General features: G+C 71.2%; 14 protein-coding genes. 6 read left to right on the top strand and 8 right to left on the bottom strand.

The annotated features are described in order from the left end of the window. Positions 1–338: 338 nt before the first annotated feature. Positions 339–1742, top strand: a complete 1404-nt coding sequence (locus ACIA8D_RS11430) for an APC family permease (RefSeq protein WP_399230942.1) — start codon at positions 339–341, stop codon at positions 1740–1742. A 45-nt stretch (positions 1743–1787) separates the two neighbouring features. On the opposite strand, the gene ACIA8D_RS11425 is transcribed toward ACIA8D_RS11430, so the two are convergent. The 6 genes from ACIA8D_RS11425 to ACIA8D_RS11400 are packed head-to-tail and all read right to left on the bottom strand — an operon-like array spanning position 1788 to position 7963. After that, complete coding sequence (locus tag ACIA8D_RS11425) at positions 1788–3107, bottom strand: Gfo/Idh/MocA family protein (RefSeq protein WP_399230940.1); 1320 nt, start codon at positions 3105–3107, stop codon at positions 1788–1790. 4 nt (positions 3108–3111) lie between these two features. Then, complete coding sequence (locus ACIA8D_RS11420) at positions 3112–4131, bottom strand: LacI family DNA-binding transcriptional regulator (protein ID WP_399230938.1); 1020 nt, start codon at positions 4129–4131, stop codon at positions 3112–3114. Then, positions 4121–4804, bottom strand: coding sequence for a hypothetical protein (locus tag ACIA8D_RS11415; RefSeq protein WP_399230937.1), 684 nt, complete (start codon positions 4802–4804; stop codon positions 4121–4123). Before ACIA8D_RS11415 ends, ACIA8D_RS11420 begins: the two co-directional genes overlap by 11 nt. 5 nt (positions 4805–4809) lie before the next feature. Next, positions 4810–5661 carry a carbohydrate ABC transporter permease gene (locus tag ACIA8D_RS11410; RefSeq protein WP_399230934.1) on the bottom strand — a complete coding sequence of 284 codons (852 nt, stop codon included), beginning with the start codon at positions 5659–5661 and terminating at the stop codon, positions 4810–4812. Positions 5662–5663: 2 nt separating this feature from the next. Beyond that, a complete protein-coding gene (locus ACIA8D_RS11405; protein WP_399230933.1) occupies positions 5664–6632 on the bottom strand; it encodes a carbohydrate ABC transporter permease in 969 nt (322 codons plus the stop codon). Between the two features lie 41 nt (positions 6633–6673). Further along, complete coding sequence (locus ACIA8D_RS11400) at positions 6674–7963, bottom strand: ABC transporter substrate-binding protein (RefSeq protein ID WP_399230932.1); 1290 nt, start codon at positions 7961–7963, stop codon at positions 6674–6676. Positions 7964–8687: 724 nt separating this feature from the next. On the opposite strand from ACIA8D_RS11400, the gene ACIA8D_RS11395 reads away from it, so the two are divergent. Together ACIA8D_RS11395 and ACIA8D_RS11390 are read left to right on the top strand one after the other, a co-directional pair. Beyond that, complete coding sequence (locus ACIA8D_RS11395; RefSeq protein ID WP_399230930.1) at positions 8688–11438, top strand: alpha/beta fold hydrolase; 2751 nt, start codon at positions 8688–8690, stop codon at positions 11436–11438. Next, positions 11435–12328, top strand: a complete 894-nt coding sequence (locus tag ACIA8D_RS11390; protein WP_399230929.1) for an ABC transporter permease — start codon at positions 11435–11437, stop codon at positions 12326–12328. Before ACIA8D_RS11395 ends, ACIA8D_RS11390 begins: the two co-directional genes overlap by 4 nt. A 95-nt stretch (positions 12329–12423) precedes the next feature. Here ACIA8D_RS11390 and ACIA8D_RS11385 read toward each other — a convergent pair whose 3' ends face one another. Both ACIA8D_RS11385 and ACIA8D_RS11380 read right to left on the bottom strand, forming a co-directional pair. Continuing rightward, positions 12424–13644, bottom strand: coding sequence for an acyl-CoA dehydrogenase family protein (locus tag ACIA8D_RS11385; RefSeq protein WP_399230927.1), 1221 nt, complete (start codon positions 13642–13644; stop codon positions 12424–12426). 21 nt (positions 13645–13665) lie between these two features. Further along, on the bottom strand, positions 13666–14133 hold the full coding sequence (locus ACIA8D_RS11380) for an SCP2 sterol-binding domain-containing protein (protein WP_399230925.1): 468 nt from the start codon (positions 14131–14133) through the stop codon (positions 13666–13668). 84 nt (positions 14134–14217) lie between these two features. Here ACIA8D_RS11380 and ACIA8D_RS11375 point away from each other — a divergent pair, with 84 nt between their 5' ends. From ACIA8D_RS11375 to ACIA8D_RS11365, 3 genes are all read left to right on the top strand, one after another. Beyond that, positions 14218–14886 carry a TetR/AcrR family transcriptional regulator gene (locus tag ACIA8D_RS11375; protein ID WP_399230923.1) on the top strand — a complete coding sequence of 223 codons (669 nt, stop codon included), beginning with the start codon at positions 14218–14220 and terminating at the stop codon, positions 14884–14886. A gap of 118 nt (positions 14887–15004) precedes the next feature. Next, positions 15005–16936: an AMP-dependent synthetase/ligase gene (locus ACIA8D_RS11370; protein WP_399230922.1), complete on the top strand. Its 1932-nt coding sequence runs from the start codon at positions 15005–15007 to the stop codon at positions 16934–16936. Next, positions 16929–18659 carry an FAD-dependent oxidoreductase gene (locus tag ACIA8D_RS11365; protein ID WP_399230921.1) on the top strand — a complete coding sequence of 577 codons (1731 nt, stop codon included), beginning with the start codon at positions 16929–16931 and terminating at the stop codon, positions 18657–18659. Before ACIA8D_RS11370 ends, ACIA8D_RS11365 begins: the two co-directional genes overlap by 8 nt. The last annotated feature ends 61 nt before the right edge of the window (positions 18660–18720 follow it).

Here is an 18720-nt window from a genome sequence, read left to right as displayed (position 1 = left end):
CAGTTCGCTGTGAACTTCAGCGCTCCGGCTGCGGTTTCCATACGTAGGGGATGAACCGGGCGGCGCAAGCGACTCCCGTCGATGACCTTGGATGCGAAGGCCATAGGCGGGAGTCGCTGTATATATCCCGCCCAACTTTGCGAACTCCATAGGAATCGCGCGCGGTTGGCGGAAGCGGTACTGCGGATTCCGAAGGAAAACAGGCGTTGACGTTCGGATATCGGCGAGGTTGCATGTCGCGCCGGGAGCGGCCCCACTCACAGCAGCTCAGTTCTCGGAGGCGATAGCGCTCCCGCCCGAATCTCCCCCCTGCCGCACGAGTCGATCGGAACCGCTTCATGACCGACACGCTTCGCTCCGCCGCCCCCTCGGCGGAGTCCCTGCCGGATCCGGCATCCGAAGGTTCACCCCAGAAGCTCAAGCGTTCCATCGGCGTCGTCGGAGGCACCCTGCTCACGCTGTCCTGCGTGACGCCGGCCTCCTCGCTCTTCGTCGTCGTCCCCGACCTGTTCGGCAGCCTCGGCACCGCCACCGCCCTCACCATCGCCGTCGGCTCGCTGATCTGTATCGGCGTGGCGTTCCTCTACTCGGAGCTGGGCACCCTCATCCCCAGCGCGGGTGGCGAGTACGCGATGGTCTCGACGCTGGCCGGGCGACTGGCGGGCTGGCTGGTCTTCGTCCTGTCCCTGCTGGTCGTGTTCATCGTGCCGCCGGTGATCGCCATGGGCACGGCCGACTACCTGGAGCCGCTGATCCACCTCGACCCGGCGATGACGGGCGCGGGCGTGATGCTCCTGTCCACCCTCGCGGGCCTGCTCGACCTGCGCGCCAACGCGTGGATCACCGGCATCTTCCTCGTCCTCGAAGTGATCGCGGCGGCCCTGGTCGCGGTCCTCGGCTTCGCGCACAGCGAGCGCGGCATCGACTCGCTCGGCTCGATGCAGGTCGCGGGCGGCAGCGGCCACACGGACGCGGTGACGGGCATGCTCGTCGTCTCCGGCCTCGCCATCGCCCTCTTCGTCACGCAGGGCTTCTCCACGGCCGTCTACCTCTCCGAGGAGCTGGAGAACCCCCGCAAGTCCGTGGCCCGCACGGTGCTCGCCACCCTCGCGATCTCCTCCGTCGTCATCCTGGTCCCGGTCGTCGCGATCACGATGGGCGCCAAGGACCTCTCGGCGCTCACCTCGGGCGACATCAGCACCATGGTCGTGGCCTGGTCGAACTCGGCGGTCGGCACGTTCGTCTCGCTCTGCGTCGCGCTCGCCATCATCAACGCGGGCATCGTCATGGTCATCCAGAACTCCCGCGTCCTGTTCGCCTCGGCCCGCGACAAGGCCTGGCCCGGCCCGGTCAACGACGCGCTCTCCCGGCTCGGCCGCTTCGGCTCCCCGTGGGTCGCGACCCTGGCCGTCGGCGTCCCCGGCGCGGCCCTCTGCTTCGTCAACCTCGACACCCTGTACGGCGTGACGGGCGTCTCCGTCACCGGCATGTACCTGCTCGTCGCGGTGGCCGCCCTGTTCGCCCGCCGCGGCGCCCACAAGCACCAGCCGGCCTGGCGGATGCCGCTGTGGCCGGGGATCCCCGTGGTCCTGATCGCCCTGATGATCTACATCCTGATCGAGCAGGAGGTCACGTACCTGCTGTGGACGGGCGGGATCGTGGCGGTGGCGACGCTCTACTGGGCGCTTTACCTCCGGCCGCGGCGGGAGTCGCGGTGGCTGGTGTCGGTCCCGACCGACTGACGCCGCGAGCCGGGGTCGCGCTCCCGGGGCGGAGCCCCGTGGCCGTCACCACAGGTGGGCGGTATCCACCGGGAGGCCGGAAACCAGCGACGAGTTCCCGGCCACGCCGACCGCGAGGGCAAGCGCGCCGTCCCGCGCGGTGGCCCCCTTCCCCGCCGCGGGGGCGGCACCGTCGTCCGACCCGTCCCCGAGGGGACCGAAGAGCTCCTTCAGCATCCGCAGGTCGCCACCCCCGTGCGACCCGGCCGACCACTCGTACGGAATCTCCCGCGGCGCCTCCCACAGGGGCCGCAGCAGGATCGACGTACGGCCGGGGCGGTCCATGACGATGCCGCCGTGCGAGGAACCCGCCGAACCGCCGGAGGCGGGCGGCTGCCAGGTGTTCTCCTCGACCTCCAACTCCAGCCGGCCGGCCGTGCCGTTGAACATCACGCGGTAGCCCTCCCAGGGGGAGTACGCCGTGAGGTGGTACGTCATCGTGGCCCCGGAGTCGTAGCGGACCAGGACCGACAGGTCGTCCTCGACGTCGATGGCGTCGCCGAAGACGTTCCGGTCGCGGACGTAGTCGGAGTCGCCCGCCGCCTCCGCGTCCGTGTAGAGGGACGTGAGGTTCGGGTCGGCGGCGAGGTGGATCGCGTACGGGTCGCCGGCCGCCTCGGCGGAGCCGTGGGCGCGCACGTAGTCGCGGCGCAGACCGGTCCGCTCGCCGTTGTCACGGCCGTAGAAGACGAGCCCACCCTCCGCGTGCACCCGTGAAGGGGCCGCTCCCAGCCACCAGTTGACCAGGTCGAAGTGGTGGCCCGACTTGTGCACCAGCAGGCCGCCGCTGTGCTGCTTCTCGCGGTGCCAGCGGCGGAAATAGTCGGCGCCGTGGCGGACGTCGAGGAGCCATTCGAAGTGGACCGAGCGGATCTCGCCGATCGCGCCGTCGTGGAGGAGCTGCCAGACCTTTTCGTGGGCCGGGTTGTAGCGGTAGTTGAAGCCGACGGACAGCTCGCCGCCGGTGCGCTCGAGCGTGTCGAGGATCGAGCGGCACTTCTCCGCGTCCGTCGTCATCGGCTTCTCCGTCACCACCCGGCAGCCCGCTTCGAGCGCCGTGTTGATGTACGTGTGGTGGGTCGCGTCGACGGTGGTGACCACGACCTCGTCGATGCGGTGCGCGCGCAGCGCGGCCGCGAAGTCGGACGGGTCGCAGGCGGCCGCCTCGGCGCCACCGAGCGAGCCGAGCAGCCGGTTGTGGTGGGCGATCCGGGTCGGGCTCGGGTCCGCGAGGAGGGCCACGTCGTAGTGGGGGCGGGCGCCCAGGGCCTTGGTGTACATCTGGGCGCGGTGGCCGGTGCCGATGATCGCGGCGCGTCGCTTCATGGCGTCAGGATTCCTTTCGCGGGGCAGGACCCGTGGAGCGGCGGACTATCAACTCGCTGTCCAGGGAGAGTTCTTCGGGTGCGCGGTCCGGTTCGTCGAGGCGGCGCAGCATCAGGTCGACGGCGCGTTCGCCGAGCGCGTCGAGCGGGATGCGGACCGAGGTGAGCGCCGGGTTGGCGGTGGTGGCGAGGAGGGTGTCGTCGGCGCCGACCACGCTCACGTCGTCCGGGACGCGGACCCCCCGGTCCGCGAGGCGGGACAGTACGCCGAGCGCCATCAGGTCGTTGTGCGCGACGATCGCGGTGGCGCCCGCCGCGAGCGCCAGGTCGGCGACCTGTGCGCCCGTGTGGAACTTGGGCTCGTGCGGCCCGAACTCGCTGACCTTCAGCTCCATTTGCTCGGCGGCGTAGCGGACCGCGTGGCCGCGCTGCTCGCTCGACCAGGAGTTGCGGGCCCCCAGGATGAGGGCGAGGTGGCGGTGACCGAGCGCGTGCAGATGCGCCACCGCCTGGCGCAGCCCGTCCTCGCTGGGCGCGACCACGGACGGCACGCCCGACACGCTCCGATTCACGGCGACGCTCGGCACCTGGCGGACCACCTCGGCGAGCCGGGCCCCCTCCATCCTCGGGGCGACGAGCAGCAGCCCGTCCACCTGGCGGGCCAGCGTCAGCGCCAACTCGTACTCGTCGTCGGGGTGTTCGTCGGTGTCCGCGAGGAACACGGCGTAGTCCTTGCGGCGGGCGCGGGCCTGCACGGCCTTCACGATCACTGCGAAGAACGGATTGGCGATGTCGGGCACGATGAGCCCGAGCGTGCGGGTCCGCCCGCGGGCGAGCGAGCTGGCGATCCGGCTGGGCCGGTAGCCGAGCCGTTCCGCTGCCGCGAGGACCCGGGCCCTCGTCTCTGGCCGCACCTGATGCGGCGAGGCGAAGCAGCGGCTGACGGTGGACGGTGACACTCCGACGGCCTCGGCCACTTCTTCGGCGCTGGGGGCCGCGCCGCTCGACCGGTCGCTATTGCGCATGACGTGTTCCCTCACATGGTCGTTCGCGCCCGTGCACGAGCGGTGGCCCGGGCACATCAAGCCTCTGCGGCGATTGAGCAGCGGGGTCCGGGGCGGAGCCCCGGGCGTGGCGCCGGTCGACGGCCACCGCGGCCAACGCCAGCACGCCCGTCACCAGGGGCGCCAGCAGCAGGAGCTGCCACACGCACACCGCCGACACCAGCACCGCCCCGCCGAGCATCGCCGCACCCCGTGGATCCCGCCGAGGCCGCGCCCAGCGCCCCGTGGCGGACCAGCCCGCCGCCATCCGGACCTGGTGGACGACCACCGCCCCCGCCGCCGCGGCGATCACCACCGCCAGCCCGCCGAAGAACGGAACGTCACCCGCGGCGGCGGCCAGCCGCAGGTCCGCGCCCAGGAAGCCGAGGACCGCGAGGCCAACCGCCCCCACCGCGGAGCCGCCCCGCAGCGCCGCCCGCCAGTCCGCCGCGAACCGTCGCGCCGTACCGGGCGAGGGCCCGTCCGGCACACAGCGGCGCACCGCCGCGCAGCCCGCCGCCATCGCGGCCGGCCACGTGACGACGAACAAGGACCCCGCCGCCACCAGCACCCCGATCCACAGCACCTCGGCGAAGAGCGTGAACCGCTCGCCGTACGGGGTGTCCCGCCGCGCCACTGAATCCGTACCCGCCACGCCGCTTACCCCTTCATCCCGGACGTCGCCGCGCCCTCGATCAGCAGCCGCTGGAACGCCACGAAGAACGCGATCACCGGCAGCAGCGAGAGGACCGACATGCCGAGCATCGCCCCGTAGTCCTGGCTGCTCGTCGAGTCGACGAACAGGCGCAACGCCACCGGCAGCGGGTACTTCTCCGGCGACTGGAGGTAGATCAGCGGCGCGAAGAAGTCGTTCCAGGACCAGATGAACGTGAAGATCGCCGTGGTGATGAGGGCCGGGCGCAGCAGCGGAAGCACGATGTGACCGAAGATCCGGAAATGCCCGCAGCCGTCGATCAGCGCCGCCTCGTCGAGGCTGCGCGGCAGGTTGCGGACGAACTGCACCATCAGGAACACGAAGAACGCGTCCGTGGCGAGGAACTTGCCGAGGAGCAGCGGCACATAGGTGTCGACCAGGCCGACCTTCTGGAACATCGTGTACTGCGGGATGAGCAGCAGATGCGTCGGCAGCAGGATCGTGCCGATCATCACCGCGAACATCGGGCCGCGCCCCCGGAACCGCAGCCGCGCGAAGGCGTAGGCCGCGATCGAGCAGGACAGTACGTTGCCGATCACCGAACCCACCGCGAGCAGCAGGGAGTTGCTGAAGAAGCGCCAGGCCGGGACCTCGGCGATCCCTTCGATCGCCGTACTGAATCCGCTCCAACTCACTTGCGACGGCAGCAGGTTGAAGCTGGAGATGATTTCGTCGGCGGGCTTCACGGACGCCGTGAACACCCAGAACACCGGGTAGAGGAGGACCAGTAGCAGGGCGATAGCGCCCACGTGCCACAAGGTCGAACGCGTGCCGGCCGTGGTGGTGGTCGGGGCCATCGTCACTTCTCCTCGCCCGCGTAGTGGACCCAGCGGCCCGAAGTCTTGAAGAGCAGCGCGGTGATCACACCGACGACCAGGAGCAGCACCCAGGTCAGGGCCGCCGCGTAGCCCATCCGGAAGTCGTTGAAGCCGAGTTCGTACAGGTACATCGAGTAGACGTGGGTGGAGCCCGCGGGTCCGCCGGTGCCGTTGGAGAGCACGAACGCCGAGTTGAACATCTGGAAGGCGTGCACCATCTCCAGGACCAGGTTGAAGAAGATCACCGGGGACAGCATCGGGACCGTCACCGAGACGAAGCGGCGCCAGGGGCCCGCCCCGTCGATCTCGGCCGCCTCGAACAGATGGCGCGGGATCTGCTGGAGCGCCGCCAGGAAGATCACCATGGGTGCGCCGAACTGCCAGACCGACAGGGCGACCAGGGACATCAGCGACCAGTCGGGGTTGGAGATCCAGCCGCCCGTGTGGATCCCGAAGGCGCCGAGGAACTGGTCGACGACGCTGCCGGTGGAGAACAGCAGCCGCCACACGATGGCCGCGCCGACGCTCGCGCCGATCAGGGACGGCATGTAGAAGGCGGCCCGGTAGAAGTTGCGGCCCTTGCGGCGGGTGTGCAGCAACATGGCCACGCCCAGCGCCGCGATGAGCTTGAGGGGCGTCGCGACGACCACGTAGAGCAGCGTCACGCCGACGGTGTCCCGGACCTCGGGGTCGTCGAACAGGATCCGCTTGTAGTTGTCGAGGCCGATCCAGCGCGGGGCGTCGAACAGGTTGTAGTCCGTGAACGACATGTAGAGCGAGAACAGCATCGGCCCGACCGTCAGCACGACCGCGCCGATCATCCACGGGGTGAGGAAGACATACGCGGAGCGGTCGTTGGTGCCCCGGCGGCGCCTGCCGGGAGGGGGCGAGGGCGAGTCGCCGCGGCGTGCGCGGGGTATCGCGGCGTCGGTCGTCGTCGTAGAGGCCATGAGGGCTCCGTACGTTTTCGAGGGGCGGAGGTGGCCGGGCGTCAGGCGAGGGTGACCTTGGCCTGGTCGAAGTAGAGGTCCACGGCGTGGTCCACGGAGATGCGGTCGTAGAACAACTTCTCGGCGACGCGCTGCAGATAGACGTTGAGCGAGGCGCCGCCGTCGGCCGGTGGCGGCGGGGTCGGCGCGAGCGTCTTCTCGACCTGCTTCTCGTACGTCTGGACCTGGCGCACCTTCGGGTCGCTGATCTCGGCGGCGCCCTCCTGGCTCGTCGTGGGCGGCATGCCGATGTTGGTGCCGAGGATCTTCGCGACCCGCCGGTCGTTGATCATGAAGTTGATGAACCGGGCGGCCTCGCTGAGGTACGGGCTCTTCGCGGCGGCCCCGAGGAACATGCCGGGCTTCGAGTAGATGCCGGTTCTGCTGGTGTCGCTCGGTACGTGGCCGAGGCTCAGCTTGCTGCCGCGCATGTCGCTGCGGCCGCCGACCTGGTTGTCCCACTCCAGGTTGGAGGCGACGCGGCGGGTGGTGATGGGGTAGCCGGGCAGCGACTCCAGGACGACGTCGGGGCCGCCGAGCGCGCCCTCCTTGCGCCAGTCGTTGACCTTGGTGAAGTAGCGGCGCATGTCGTCGGGGGAGAAGCCGAGTTCGCCGTTCTTCGTCCACATCTGCAGGCCCTGCTGGCGCATCCAGATCTCGACGCCCAGATAGTTCTGGCCGGGGTTGTCCATGCCGAACTGCTTGTACCGGCCGTACTTGGTCACCTTCAGGCTCTGCTCCATGAAGGTGTCCCAGTCCATCGGCCTCGTCGGCGGGCGGGCGCCCGCCTTGGCCCAGACCTCGGCGTCGTAGTGCAGCGCGACGCTGTTGTGGGACAGCGGGAGGCCCACGCGGCGGTCGTCCACGAGACCGGCGGTGCGCACGGACTCGACGACGGTCGAGGTGTCGATCTCCTTGCCGGAGCCGGCGAGTTCGTCCAGGTCGGCGAGGACGCCGTGCTCGCCGAGGGTGCGGATCCAGGCGTAGTCGACGTGCATCACATCGGGCGGGTTGCCGCCCGCGGCGGCGGTGCTGAGCTTGGGCCAGAACGAGTCGAAGGCGGCGAAGCTGGTCTTCACCTTGATCTTGGGGTGGTCGCGCTCGAAGACCGCGATGCACTTGTTGATCAGGTCGGCCCTGCCGCTGTCGCCCCAGAAGAAGTACCGCAGGGTCACGGTGCCGCCGGCGCCGACGGACCGGGCGGGCCCGCCGCAGGCGGTCAGCGCGGCGCCGAGGCCGGAGGCGAGCAGGGCGGACAGGGTGGTGCGACGGGAGGGGGCGGCACTGCCCATTGGGGCCTCCACGAGCGGCTCGGTGGTGGGGGCGGTTCGTGGAGGGACGGTTGCATGCGCTCGCAGGCCGGTCAATGGGTTGCGCAACGATTTCCGCAGTGGCTCCCTTTCTGCCAACTACGGGGCCTGGACCCCCTCTTGACGCCTGCTGCGAGCGCTTGCAAGCTATTGCAACACCGTGGCCGGGGTCGTCGCATTCGGCGCGGGGCACCGGGGGCCGCCTTGCCCACCCTGCCGCCCTGGGCGGCAGATTGCCCAAGTCGGTGGCGGCCCACCGCCGCGGGCGGGGAGCCGTGCCTGCGGCAGATTGCGCGTAGCGGGGTTCGCCACCCCGCGAGGCCGAAGCCCCCGGAGGGGGCGGGTGGTGGGAGCTGGGCGGCGGCACGGACCCGTAGCGCCGGTGCCGGTACCTCAAGCCCCTGCGGCGCTTGAGCAGCGGGGTCCGGGGCGGAGCCCCGAGGTCGTAACGCCGGTGCCGGTAAATCGGGCCCCTGCCGCGCTTGAGCAGCGGGGCACGGGGCAGAGCCCCGAATCTTTTCCAGCCCCGCCGGCGCTTGAGGCGCGGGGTCCGGGGCGGAGCCCCGTGGCGTAGGGGCGGACCAGTGTGACGGGCGACATACCGCGCCGGGTGTACGCCCGGAGGGCCCCCGTACGCCGCAAGGAGGTGCCGCAGGTCAGACCACCGGATGCGGTGGTTGTCGGCGGTGGCGCCTACCGTTGACGCATGTTTTTTCGACGGCGCGTATGGCGCGAGCGGGTCCGCGGGTGGCCGCGACGGTGGATCGCCGTCGCGGCGACCCTCGTGGTGCTCGCGGGGGCGGGTACGTGGACGGGCCTCTCGGCGGCCGCGGCGTCGGGCTCCGGCGGGGACTCCGCCGTGCACCGGCAGGACCGGATGATGTCGATGGGCGGCGGGGTGCGCATCGACACCTCGTACTTCACGGCGGGTGACCCGTCCCACAAGCGGCCCGCCGTACTGCTCACCCACGGCTTCGGCGGCAGCAAGGCCGACGTCCGCGCCGAGGCGGAGAAGCTCGCCGCCCACGGGTACGCGGTCATGACCTGGTCGTCCCGCGGTTTCGGCAGGTCCGGCGGGAAGATCGGCCTGAACGATCCGAAGCACGAGGTCGCCGACGTCTCCCGGATGATCGACTGGCTCGCGAAGCGCCCCGAGGTCGAACTGGACCGGCCGGGCGACCCGCGCGTCGGCGTCAGCGGCGCCTCGTACGGCGGAGCGGTCTCGCTGCTCGCCGCGGGCCACGACAAGCGGGTCGACGCCATCGCCCCGCAGATCACCTACTGGAATCTCGCGGACGCGCTGTTCCCCGACGGCGTCTTCAAGAAGCTGTGGGCCGGCGCCTTCTTCACCTCCGGCTCCGCGCAGCTCGGCGCCCGCACCAGCGAGGCGGGCCTCGCCTGCGGCCGCTTCGAGGAGAAGCTGTGCGACATGTACAAGCGCGTCGCGGTCGCCGGGAAGCCGGACGCCGCGGCGCGCAAGCTCCTGGAGGAGCGCAGCCCCGTGGCCGTCGGCGACCGCATCAAGGTCCCCACGTTCATCGCCCAGGGCCAGACGGACTCGCTCTTCCCCCTGGGCCAGGCCGACGAGACAGCGCGCCACGTCAAGGCGAACGGCGCGCCGGTCCAGGTCGACTGGCTGAACGGCGGGCACGACGGCGGCGACCTGGAGGTCGACCGGCTCCATGAGCGCGTGACGTCCTGGTTCGACCGCTATCTGAAGGACGAGAACGTCGACACGGGCCCCGCGTTCCGCGTCACCCGCACCGGCGGCGTCGACTCCACGGACGGCGCGGCCACCCTGCGCGGAGCGAGCGGCGACCTGTACCCGGGCCTGCGCGGCGAGCGGCGCACGGGGGTGCCGCTGAAGTCGGCCACCGAGACCTTCCAGAACCCGCCCGGCGGCGGACCGCCGTCGATCTCCTCGGTACCGGGCCTCGGCAAGGTGTCGAACCTGTCGTCCTCGCTCGGCACCGGCTTCTCCCTGGAGTACCCCGGCCAGTTTGCGCGCTTCGACTCGGCGCCGCTGAAGCACTCGATGCGCATCACCGGCTCCCCGTCGGTGAACGCGCATGTGAAGTCCTCCACCGGCACGGCTGTGCTGTTCGCGAAGGTGTACGACTCCGGGCCCGACGGGACGCGCCAGGTGCTGCCCTCGCAGCTGGTGACGCCGGTCAAGGTGACCGGTGCGGACGGCGCGGGCAAGGACGTGCGGATCACGCTCCCGGCCGTCGACCACGAGGTCCAGAAGGGCCACAAGCTGCGGCTCGTGCTCTCCGCGACCGACCTCGGCTACGCGTCGCCGAACGAGCCCGCGACGTACCAGGTCTCCGTGCACGACAGCCTGAGCGTGCCCACCGCCCCCGGCGTGCGGACGCAGTCCGAGCCGCTGCCCGCGTGGGTGTGGTGGCTGCCGGCCGGGGCGCTCGCCGTCGCGGCGGGACTGCTCCTCACGACCCGGCGGCGGACCGCGGCGCCCGCGCCGGACCCGGCGCTCGCCGAGGTCCCGCTCCAGATCACGGACCTGAGCAAGAAGTACGCGGGCTCCACGGACCGGTACGCGGTGCGCGACCTGTCCTTCCGCGTCGAGCAGGGCCAGGTCCTCGGCCTCCTCGGGCCGAACGGCGCGGGCAAGACGACGACGCTGCGCATGCTGATGGGCCTCATCCGGCCCGACGACGGCCAGATCCGGGTCTTCGGCCACGCGATCAGGCCCGGCTCCCCGGTCCTGTCCCGCGTCGGCGCCTTCGTCGAAGGGGCGGGCTTCCTCCCGCACCTCTCCGGGCGGGAGAACCTGGAGCTGTACTGGAAGGCGACGGGACGCCCGGCCGAGGACGCGCACCTCGACGAGGCCCTGGAGATCGCGGGCCTCGGCGACGCCCTCGCCCGCGCCGTGCGCACGTACTCGCAGGGCATGCGCCAGCGCCTGGCGATCGCCCAGGCCATGCTCGGCCTGCCGGACCTGCTCATCCTCGACGAACCCACGAACGGGCTCGACCCGCCGCAGATCCGCGAGATGCGCGAGGTGATGATCCGCTACGCGCGCGAAGGCCGCACGGTCATCGTCTCCAGCCACCTCCTCGCCGAGGTCGAGCAGACCTGCACGCACCTCGTGGTGATGGACCGCGGTCGGCTCGTCCAGGCGGGCCCCGTCGCGGACATCGTCGGCTCCGGGGACACGCTGCTCGTTGGCATCGCGGGCGAGGTCTCCGACGCGCTCGTGGAGAAGGTGGGCGGCCTCGCGGGCGTGGCGTCGGTGGTGCGGGTCGACGACGGCCTGCTCGTCCGCCTCGTACGGGAGGGCGACACCGACCCGGGCCCGGACCCGGCCGCCGATTCCGACCCGGCCGCCCGGCTGGTCGCGGAGCTGGTGCGGCTCGACGTACCGGTGCGCTCCCTCGGCCCGCACCGCCGCCTTGAGGACGCGTTCCTGACCCTGATCGGAGGGACCCCGGCATGACGACGACCGGAGTCGAGACGGGGGCGCGCGACGTGCCCGAACTCGCCCACGGCTACCGGCCGCGGCGCACGCTTCCGCTGCGCGTGGAACTCGTGCGCCAGGTGAAGCGGCGGCGCACGCTCGTGATGGGCGCGGTGCTCGCGCTGCTCCCGTTCGTGCTCGTCGCCGCGTTCGCGATCGGCGGGGAGCCGGGCGCGGGCGGCGGCGACAGCGGTCAGCGCGTGAACCTGATGGACACCGCCACCGCGTCGGCGGCGAACTTCGCGGCGACGAGCCTGTTCGTGTCCGCCGGATTCCTGCTGGTCGTCCCGGTTGCCCTGTTCTTCGGCGACACCGTCGCCTCCGAGGCGAACTGGTCGAGCCTGCGCTATCTGCTGGCCGCGCCGGTGCCGCGGGCCCGGCTGCTGTGGTCCAAGCTGGCGGTCGCGTTCGGGCTGAGCCTCGCCGCGATGGTGCTGCTTCCGCTGGTCGCGCTCGGGGTCGGGGCGGTGGCCTACGGCTGGGGTCCGCTGGACATTCCGACCGGCGGGGCGCTGCCGGCGGGCGCGGCGGTGCAGCGGCTGCTGCTGGTCGTCGCGTTCACCTTCGTGTCCCAACTGGTCACGGCGGGGCTGGCGTTCTGGTTGTCGACGAAGACGGACAATCCGCTGGGGGCGGTCGGCGGGGCGGTCTTCCTGACCATCGTCGGCAACGTGCTGGACGCGGTCACCGCGCTCGGTGACTGGCGCGACTTCCTGCCCGCGCACTGGCAGTTCGCCTGGGCGGACGCGATCCAGGCGCAGCCGGAGTGGGGCGGGATGATCCAGGGGGCTTCGGTGTCCGTGGCGTACGCCGTGGTGCTGTTCGCGCTGGCGTTCCGGGGGTTCGCGCGCAAGGACGTGGTGTCGTAGCGGGCGCCCCACGTCAAACCACACCGGCGTTGCGGTCGCGGGGCTCTGCCCCGGACCCCGCGCCTCAATCGCCGGCGGGGCTTGATCGGCCCCCGCTACCGGATCTGTCGCCCCGAGATCGCTCGCGCGATCACGAGGCGTTGGATCTCGCTCGTGCCCTCGAAGATCGTGTAGATCTTGGCGTCGCGGTACATCCGTTCCACCGGGTGTTCGCGGCTGTAGCCGGCGCCGCCGAGGACCTGGATGGCCTTCTCGGTGGAAGCCACCGCCAGTTCGCCCGCGCGGAGCTTGGACATCGAGCCCTGGCCCGCGTCGAAGACCTTGTCGTTGCGGGCCATCCACGACGCCTGCCAGATGAGCAGCCGGCACGCCTCGATCTCCGTGCGCAGATCCGCCAGCGCGAACGCGATGGCCTGGTTCTCGATGATCGGGCGGCCGAACGCCTCCCGCTCGCCCGCGTACTCCAGCGCGTACTCGTACGCGGCGCGCGCGATGCCGAGCGCCTGCGCGCCCACCGTCGGCCGGCTGACCTCGAAGGTCGACATCGCGGCCTGGCCCCGGCCGCCGGACGAGCGGGTGCCCTCGCGGGCCCGTGAAAGGCGCGCTTCCAGCTTCTCCTTGCCGCCGAGCAGGCAGTGGCCCGGGACGCGGACGTCGTCGAGGAAGACGTCGGCCGTGTGGGAGGCACGTAGGCCCAACTTCTTTATCTTCTTGGCGCCTTCGAGGCCCGGGGCCCCCGGCGGCACGATGAACGCCGCCTGGCCGCGCGAGCCGAGGTCCGGGTCGACGGAGGCGACGACGACGTGCACGTTCGCGATGCCGCCGTTGGTGATCCAGGCCTTCTGGCCGGACAGCACCCACTCGTCCTTCGCCTCGTCGTACCGGGCACGCGTGCGCATCCCCGCGACGTCCGAACCCGCCTGCGGCTCCGAGACGCAGAACGCCGCGACCTTGGGGTCGTCCTCGTCGCCGTAGCACTGCGGCACCCACTCGGCGAGCTGGTCCGGCGTGCCGGCGGAGAAGATGCCGGCCACCGCGAGGGACGTGCCGAACAGGGCCATGCCGATGCCCGCGTCGCCCCAGAACAGCTCCTCGTTGGCGATCTGCAGCGAGATGCCGCTCGGGTCGCCGAACATCTCCGCGAGGGACTCGAATCCGTACAGGCCGATCTTCGCGGCCTCCTGGATCACCGGCCAGGGCGTCTCCTCGCGCTCGTCCCACTCAGCGGCGGCGGGCCGCACGACGTCGGCGGCGAAGCCGTGCACCCAGTCCCGCAGATCGCGCTGTTCCTCGCCCAGTTCAAGAGAGAAAGCCATGGTGGACCCGTCCTCCCTTCCTCACGCCTTGGGAATGTCGAAGTAGCGGGTCAGGCCGGAGGCCAGCGCGACGTCACCCGCGATCTTGACCTTGCGCATCATGAACATCGTGACGGGCGAGGAGTTGCCCGAGACCAGCTTGAGGAAGTCGGCGTCGCCCATGATGAGCGTGACGCGCGGGTCCGCGTCCGAGCGGCCCTCGGTGACCGTGCACGTGCCGTTCGAGATCTTCGTCTCGTAGACCGCCTCGGGGACCTCGTCCTGGCCGCTGACCTTCCAGCGGATCAGCGCTTCGAGGGAGCCCGCCACGTCCGGCTTGAACTGCCGCTCCATGCGCCCGAAGACCTCCTTGAGGACGCGGGTGCGCAGCGCCTCGTCCCGCGCGATCTCGTTGATCTCCTTCGCGGAGAGACCCTTCACGATCCGTGCGAACTCCTCGGGGGTGACGCTCGCGAAGTCGAGCGCCGCGATCTCCTCGGCACCGCTCATGGGCACACTCTCCTTATTGCGACCTTACCGCTTAGTAAGTTTACTACTGGGTAAGGTAACGGCGACGTGGATAGGCTGGCAAGGGTGACGGGCACATCGGAAGCGGCTCAAGGGCGTACGGCGGCGCGCAGGAAGCGCGTGCCGCGCCCGGTGCGCGAGCGGCAGATCATCGACGTGGGCGTGCGGGTCTTCGCCAAGCGTGGCTATCACGCCGCGTCCGTGGACGAGATCGCGGAACTCGCCGGAATCTCCAAGCCGATGGTGTATCTGTACCTGGATTCCAAGGAGGGGCTCTTCCTCGCGTGCCTGCGGCGCGAGGCCGAGCGGCTCGTCGGCGCCTTCCAGGAGGCCGCGCGGGGCGCGGGAGCCGCGCCCGAACTGCGGCTGTACGCCGGACTCTCGGCGTTCTTCGTCTTCGTCGCCGAGCACCGCGACAGCTGGGTCGTGCTGCACCGGCAGGCCTCCGAGCTGAGCGAGGCGATCACCGCGGCCGTCGCCGACGCGCGGCGCGCGGTCATGGCCGAAGTGGCCGGGCTCATCAGGGACGGCATCTCGGACAGCGGCCGCGGTGCCCGACTGGGCGACGAGGACGCGGACTTCGTCGCGCACGCCCTCGTGGGCGCCGCCGACTCGCTCACCGACTGGATGGAGCGCAACCCCGGACAGTCCCCGGAGGGCATCACGCTGCGCCTGATGAACATGGTGTGGGTGGGCATGCGGGACGTGCTCGACGGCGAGGTCTGGGTGCCGTGACCGCCGAATCGGCCGGGGCATTCGCGGATTCGTACGCGGCCATTGAATTTTCCTTACGCGTAGGTAAGTTGACTCCCGAGTAAGTACGAGTCGGGCAGCCGCGCACACGGGAGCCGTCATGGGCGTACGCACAGATCTGAAGCGGGCCGGGAAGCGCGGCGACCTGGCCGATCGCGCCAGGGCCGAACTCGTCAGGGACGAGCACGGGGTCGTGCGCGAGTCGCGAGTCGCGGCGCTCGCCGAGCCGCCGAAGGACGGGTCCACGCCCGCCGACATCCCGTACCGCAACGCCGAGCAGGAGCCGACCGCCGTCGTCGTGCGGCGCAAGGAGGGCGACAGCTGGCGGCCGGTCACCGCCGCCGCGTTCGCCCGCGAAGTGACCGCCACCGCCAAGGGGTTGATCGCGGCGGGGCTCGAACCGGGCGGCCGCGTCGCCCTGATGTCGCGCACTCGCTACGAGTGGCAGGTGCTCGACTTCGCGATCTGGGCCGCGGGCGGGCAGACCGTGCCCATCTACGCCACGTCCTCGCCCGAGCAGATCGAATGGATCGTGCGGGACTCCGGCGCGACGATGCTGATCGTCGAGACCCCGGAGAACGCCGCCACGGCCGAGCGGGCGACGGCCGCCCTGCCCGAGGGCGATCGGCCGGCCGTCCGGCAGATCGACGGTGGCGCCGTGCTCGAACTCGCCGCGCTGGGCGCCGAGGTGGCCGACGAGGAGATCGTCAAGCGCCGCGCCGCGCTCACCCCCGACACCATCGCGACCGTCTGCTACACCTCCGGCACCACCGGCAGGCCCAAGGGCTGCGTCCTCACGCACGGCAATCTGTACGCCGAGGCCGCGAACACCGTCGAGCTGCTGCACCCGATCTTCAAGGCGATCACCGGGCAGACCGCGTCGACCCTGCTGTTCCTGCCGCTCGCGCACATCCTGGGGCGGACGATCCAGGTGGCGTGCATGCTCGCCCGGATCGAGCTGGGCCACTGCCCGAGCATCAAGCCCGACGAGCTGCGGCCCGAACTGCGCTCGTTCCGGCCGACGTTCGTGGTCGGCGTGCCGTACCTCTTCGAGAAGATCCACGAGACCGGACGCGCGACGGCCGAGAAGCTCGGGCGCGGCTCGTCCTTCGACCGCGCCGACCGGATCGCGGTGCGCTTCGCCGAGGCGCACCTGGCGCGGTTCCTGGACGGGGGCGAGGGCCCCGGAATCGGACTCCGGCTCGCCCACGGGCTCTACGACCTGCTCGTCTACCGGCGGGTGCGCAAGGAGCTGGGCGGGCGGCTGCGGTACGCGATCAGCGGCGGCTCGCCGCTCGACCGGAACCTGAATCTGTTCTTCTACGCCGCCGGGATCGTCATCTACGAGGGCTACGGCCTCACCGAGACGACCGCCGCCGCCACCATCACCCCGCCGCTGCGGCCCCGCCCCGGCACCGTCGGCCTGCCCGTGCCCGGCTCCGCCATCCGGATCGCGGACGACGGCGAGGTGCTCATCAAGGGCGGCATCGTCTTCGGCGCGTACTGGAACAACCAGGCCGCGACCGACCAGGTCCTGGACGAGGACGGCTGGTTCGCGACCGGCGACCTCGGGGCGCTGGACGACGACGGCTATCTGCGGATCACCGGGCGCAAGAAGGACATCCTCGTCACCAGCGGCGGCAAGAACGTCTCGCCGGCGGTCCTGGAGGACCGGCTGCGCAGCCGCTCGCCCGTCGGCCAGTGCATCGTCGTCGGCGACAACCGCGCGTACGTCGGCGCGGTGATCACCCTCGAACCGGAGTCCGTCGCGCACTGGCTGAGCGTGCGCAAGATGCCCGCCGACACCCCGCTGGCCGAGATCATTCGCGACCCGCGGATCGTCGCGGACGTCCAGAAGGCCGTCGACTACGCCAACGAGGCCGTCTCGCGCGCCGAGTCGATCCGCAGCTTCACGCTGGTGGAGGGCGAGTTCAGCGAGGAGAACGGACTGCTCACCCCGTCCCTGAAGATCAAACGCGCGGCCGTCATGACCGCGTACGAGCGGGAGATCGAGGAGCTCTACGGTGCCTGAGGAGTCCGGTGACACCGCGTACGACTACGACGTCCTCGTCGTCGGCTCCGGGTTCGGCGGGTCCGTCTCCGCGCTCCGGCTGACCGAGAAGGGCTACCGGGTGGGGGTCCTTGAGGCCGGGCGGCGGTACTCGCGCGACACCCTGCCGCGCACCTCGCTGAAGCTGCGCGACTATCTGTGGGCGCCGCGCCTCGGCATGTACGGGATCCAGCGCATCCACCTGATGAAGAACGTGATGGTGCTCGCCGGCGCCGGGGTCGGCGGCGGGTCGCTGAACTACGCCAACACGCTGTACGTGCCGCCGCCCGCCTTCTTCCGGGACCGGCAGTGGGGGCACATCACCGACTGGCAGGCCGAACTCGCGCCCTACTACGAGCAGGCGCGGCGCATGCTCGGCGTACGCACCAACCCGACCGTGACCGAGGCCGACGAGCTGCTGCGGGACGCGGCCGGGCGGATGGGCGCGGGGGACACCTTCCGGCTCACGCCCGTGGGCGTGTTCTTCGGCGACGGGCGGGACGCCGACGGTACGACAACGGGCAGGGCGGGCACGGAGGTTCCCGACCCGTACTTCGGCGGCGCCGGGCCGGCCCGCGCGGCCTGCACCGAATGCGGCTCCTGCATGACCGGCTGCCGCGTCGGCGCGAAGAACACCCTCACCGAGAACTATCTGCACCTCGCCGAGCGGGCCGGCGCCGAGGTGCGGGCGATGACGACCGTGACGAGCGTGCGGGAGCTCCCGGACGGCGCCGGCTTCGAGGTCACGACCGCTCCCACGGACAAGCGGCGCCGCGGCCGGCGCACCGTGCTGCGCGCCCGGCGCGTCGTCCTCGCCGCGGGCACGTACGGCACCCAGACCCTGCTGCACCGGATGCGCGAGGACGGCGTCCTGCCGCGTCTGTCGCGCCGCCTCGGCGAGCTCACCCGCACCAACTCCGAGGCCCTCGTCGGGGCCCTGACCTGGCCGCGCCGCTACGGGCGGCCGGACATCGACTTCACGCGCGGCGTCGCCATCACCTCGTCCGTGCACCCGAACGCCAACACCCACATCGAGAACGTCCGCTACGGCAAGGGCTCCAACCTGATGGCCCTGATCTGCGTGCCCCAGTACAGACGGAACCTGCCGAAGCCGCTCGCCGCCGCCCTCGCGTTCCTCTCCCACCCGGTCCTCGTGGCCCGGACGGTGGCGCTGCGGCGCTGGTCGGAGCGGACCATCATCGGGCTCGTCATGCAGACGCACGACAACTCCCTCACGACGGGCCTGGACCGGCGCGGACTGCTCACCGCAGAGCAGGGGCACGGGACCCCCAACCCGGTTCACATACCGGAGGGTTGGCAGGCGGCGGGTCTGATCGCCGAGTCCATCAACGGCTTCGCGGGCACGAACCTCGGCGAACTGATGGGCAAGCCGCTCACCGCGCACTTCCTGGGTGGCTGCGCCATCGGGGACAGCGCGGACAGCGGCGTCATCGACCCGTACCACCGGGTGTACGGGCACCCCGGACTCTCCGTCGTCGACGGCTCGGCGGTCTCCGCGAACCTCGGCGTGAACCCGTCCCTGACGATTACGGCGCAGGCCGAGCGGGCGATGTCGTACTGGCCGAACAAGGGGGAGCCGGACGGGCGGCCCGAACAGGGCGAGGGCTACCGGGAGTTGCGGCCCGTGCCGCCGCGCAGCCCGGCCGTTCCCGCGGGCGCGTACGGGGAGCTGCGGCTGGGGTGACCCGGGAGCGACCCCGCACCGCCCTCGAATTCCGGCATTTTCCACCTGTCGCCGCATAACG

Origin of the sequence: Streptomyces sp. NPDC051684 (assembly GCF_044453445.1) — a bacterium.
Classification (GTDB): domain Bacteria; phylum Actinomycetota; class Actinomycetes; order Streptomycetales; family Streptomycetaceae; genus Streptomyces.
Note: the sequence above shows the minus strand (reverse complement) of the source record. Positions and strands in the feature narration are given on the sequence as shown.

What these genes read in the sequence shown, in the direction of transcription:
- ACIA8D_RS11400 (WP_399230932.1), bottom strand. Translation starts at nt 7,963, where the DNA reads ATGGGCAGTGCCGCCCCCTCCCGTCGCACCACCCTGTCCGCCCTGCTC.
- ACIA8D_RS11420 (WP_399230938.1), bottom strand. Translation starts at nt 4,131, where the DNA reads ATGCGCAATAGCGACCGGTCGAGCGGCGCGGCCCCCAGCGCCGAAGAA.
- ACIA8D_RS11390 (WP_399230929.1), top strand. Translation starts at nt 11,435, where the DNA reads ATGACGACGACCGGAGTCGAGACGGGGGCGCGCGACGTGCCCGAACTC.
- ACIA8D_RS11405 (WP_399230933.1), bottom strand. Translation starts at nt 6,632, where the DNA reads ATGGCCTCTACGACGACGACCGACGCCGCGATACCCCGCGCACGCCGC.
- ACIA8D_RS11370 (WP_399230922.1), top strand. Translation starts at nt 15,005, where the DNA reads ATGGGCGTACGCACAGATCTGAAGCGGGCCGGGAAGCGCGGCGACCTG.
- ACIA8D_RS11410 (WP_399230934.1), bottom strand. Translation starts at nt 5,661, where the DNA reads ATGGCCCCGACCACCACCACGGCCGGCACGCGTTCGACCTTGTGGCAC.
- ACIA8D_RS11430 (WP_399230942.1), top strand. Translation starts at nt 339, where the DNA reads ATGACCGACACGCTTCGCTCCGCCGCCCCCTCGGCGGAGTCCCTGCCG.
- ACIA8D_RS11425 (WP_399230940.1), bottom strand. Translation starts at nt 3,107, where the DNA reads ATGAAGCGACGCGCCGCGATCATCGGCACCGGCCACCGCGCCCAGATG.
- ACIA8D_RS11380 (WP_399230925.1), bottom strand. Translation starts at nt 14,133, where the DNA reads ATGAGCGGTGCCGAGGAGATCGCGGCGCTCGACTTCGCGAGCGTCACC.
- ACIA8D_RS11395 (WP_399230930.1), top strand. Translation starts at nt 8,688, where the DNA reads ATGTTTTTTCGACGGCGCGTATGGCGCGAGCGGGTCCGCGGGTGGCCG.
- ACIA8D_RS11385 (WP_399230927.1), bottom strand. Translation starts at nt 13,644, where the DNA reads ATGGCTTTCTCTCTTGAACTGGGCGAGGAACAGCGCGATCTGCGGGAC.